The 2,831-nt window shown below is 66.7% G+C and carries 2 protein-coding genes; both read left to right on the top strand.

The genetic code is table 11. From position 1 onward, the window contains the following. Positions 1-685: methyl-accepting chemotaxis protein (locus LRM18_RS20305; protein WP_270955370.1), on the top strand; the 685-nt coding region annotated here is incomplete at its 5' end. Positions 686-1,430: 745 nt separating this feature from the next. After that, on the top strand, positions 1,431-2,831 hold a 1,401-nt coding region (locus LRM18_RS20310), incomplete at its 3' end, for a cache domain-containing protein (RefSeq protein WP_270955371.1).

Genomic DNA, 2,831 nt, shown 5'->3' on the forward strand with positions numbered 1-2,831 from the left:
AGTGGTCGGCCAGGTGGTCACCACCATGTCGGCCATCGAAGCCTCGTCGAAGAAGATCGCCGAGATCATCAGCGTCATCGATGGCATCGCCTTCCAGACCAACATCCTGGCGCTGAACGCCGCGGTGGAAGCCGCGCGTGCCGGTGAGCAGGGCCGCGGTTTCGCCGTGGTCGCCAGCGAAGTGCGTACCCTCGCCCAGCGCTCGGCCGCGGCCGCCAAGGAGATCAAGGGCCTGATCGACGACTCGGTCGGCAAGGTCAACGACGGCTCGGCCCTGGTGCACAAGGCCGGCGCGACCATGGGCGAGATCGTCGCCTCGGTGCAGCGCGTGACCGACATCATGGCCGAGATCTCCGCCGCTTCGCAGGAGCAGTCGGCCGGCATCGAGCAGGTCAACCAGACCGTGGTGCAGATGGACGAAACCACCCAGCAGAACGCCGCACTGGTGGAAGAAGCCACGGCCGCCGCACGGGCGATGGAAGAACAGGCTGGCCACCTCAGCGAAGCGGTGTCGATCTTCGTGGTCGACGAAGCCGACGTGGTGACCGCCCCGCGCGTCACCGCACCGGCCCCGCGTGCTGCTGCGGCGGCTGCCCCGGCCCCGGCTGCCCCGCCGGCCCGCCGCACGGCGGGTGGTCGCCCGATGGCCACCGAACTGGCCGACGGAGACTGGCAGGAATTCTGATACCTGCCTGACCTGATCTGCGAGAACGCCCTGGCCCTGTGCTGGGGCGTTTTCGTTTACGGGGTATCGGGGTATCCAGCCAACGGCGAAGCCCCTCGGGGTGGTCGCTGAGAGCGGCGGATTTCCTTCGTTTGGGCCGGGAGGATGGGTTGCGCAGGGGACGCTGCAAGTACGTCCATGTAAGCTCGGTCGCCGCATCCATGCGGCTCACGCCCCTGCGCAACCCATCCTCCCGGCCACGGACACTTTCCGTGCGCGTCCACCCCGGATTGAAAAAAGAAGAGCAAGAGCAACAGCCGCACCGCATCCGGGGTCAGATCCGTTTTCCGCAGGAAAACGGATCTGACCCCTCTTTCCACCTGGAAACTCAACGCTCTTGCCGTCCGACACCGAAATGCCGGGAGGGCTGGGTCGGGGTGGGCTGGCGGGACCGTTGGCGCCATGGATGGCGCCATCGAGCCCCCAAGGACGGGTTTACGGCGTGTCCCGCCAGCCCACCCCGACCCAGCCACCCACTGAAAATTCAGAGCCGACCAACTGCCTTTGCCGTTGCCGTTGCCGCTGTTGTTGCTTCAAAACCAGCCTGCCGCAGGCAGCGCCGCAGCCGCCGCTGCAAGGAAACCTGAATACGTTCCGACAGCACGCCTCAATCCCCCGCCGCAACGGCCGATAACGGGGTTGTCACGGCGTGTACCGCCGATGACCGGCTCGGCGCCGCCCGCCCGCTTCGACCTGGTCCTGCTCGATGAATCTCCTGCATCGCTGGCAACACTACTTCAGCAATCTTTCCGTCCGGCGCAAGCTCAACCTGCTGACGCTGCTCATCGCGCTCGGCGTGATCGCGCTCTCGGTGATCGCCGCCCGCATGCAGTACCTGGACCTCACCGAGACCCGCAAGACCGCGCTGAAGACCCAGGTCGAACTGAGCTACGGCATCCTGCAGCACTACCACCGCCTGGCCGGCACCGGCGAGCTCAGCGAAGCGGCGGCCAAGGCCGCTGCGCTGCAGGCGCTGGAGGTGATGCGCGCCGAGAACGACACCTACTACTTCAACGTCTACGACACCGGCTACACGCTGCTGATGCACCCGTTCCGCAAGGACCTGGTCGGCAAGGACATGAAGGACTTCCGCACCGACGACGGCGTGCGCATCTACTACGACCAGGTCCAGGCCGCCCGCGCCGGCGGCGGCTTCGTCAACTACCGCTGGGCCAAGCCGGGAAGCAAGGGCGACGTAGAAAAGGTCGCCTACGCCGGCCTGTTCGCGCCCTGGAACTGGGTGGTCAGCAGCGGCGTCTACATGGACGACGTGCAGAAGCAGGCACTGGTGTTCACCGCCATCATGGCGCTCTCCGGTGGCCTGCTCGTGCTGATCGTTCTCGCCCTGAGCTGGGTCATCGGCAACCGCATCGCACGACCGCTCAAGCAGGCCACCGCCGTGGCCGAAGGCATCGCCAGCGGTCGCCTGGACAGCCACATCGGCCCGCAGCCGCACGACGAACCGGGCCGCCTGCTGGAGGCCATGTCAGGCATGCAGCAGCAGCTGCACGCGGTGATCAGCGGCCAGCGCGAGATGGCCCGCCGCCACGATGCCGGCGAACTGAGCTATCGCATCGATGCCAGTGCCTTCCCGGGCGAGTACGGCTTGATGGTGCAGGAAACCAACGCGCTGGTCGGCAGCCACGTGCAGACCCTGCACGACGTGCTGGACGTGGTGCAGCAGTACGCGGTCGGTGATCTCAGCCGCGACATCGCGCGCTATCCCGGCGAAAAGGCCGCGATGACCCGCACCGTCGACACGGTCAAGGCCAACCTCGGCCGCATCAATGCCGAAATCAAGCAGCTGGCCAGTGCCGCCGCGGCGGGCGACTTCAGCCGCCGTGGCGACGCGCAGCGTTTCGATCACGATTTCCGCCTGATGCTGGAAAACCTCAACGCGATGATGGCGGTCAGCGATGACAACCTCGGCAAGCTCTCGCAGCTGCTGTCGGCGATCGCCGAGGGTGACCTGACCGCACGCATGCACGGCGACTACCAGGGCGTGTTCGCACGGATGCGCGACGATGCCAACACCACCGTCACCCAGCTGACCCAGATTGTTGGCCAGATCCAGGCCAGCGCCTCCAGCATCACCCTGGCCGCCGGC

This window comes from Stenotrophomonas sp. PI_27, from assembly GCF_027854495.1.
Lineage (GTDB): Bacteria > Pseudomonadota > Gammaproteobacteria > Xanthomonadales > Xanthomonadaceae > Stenotrophomonas > Stenotrophomonas pavanii.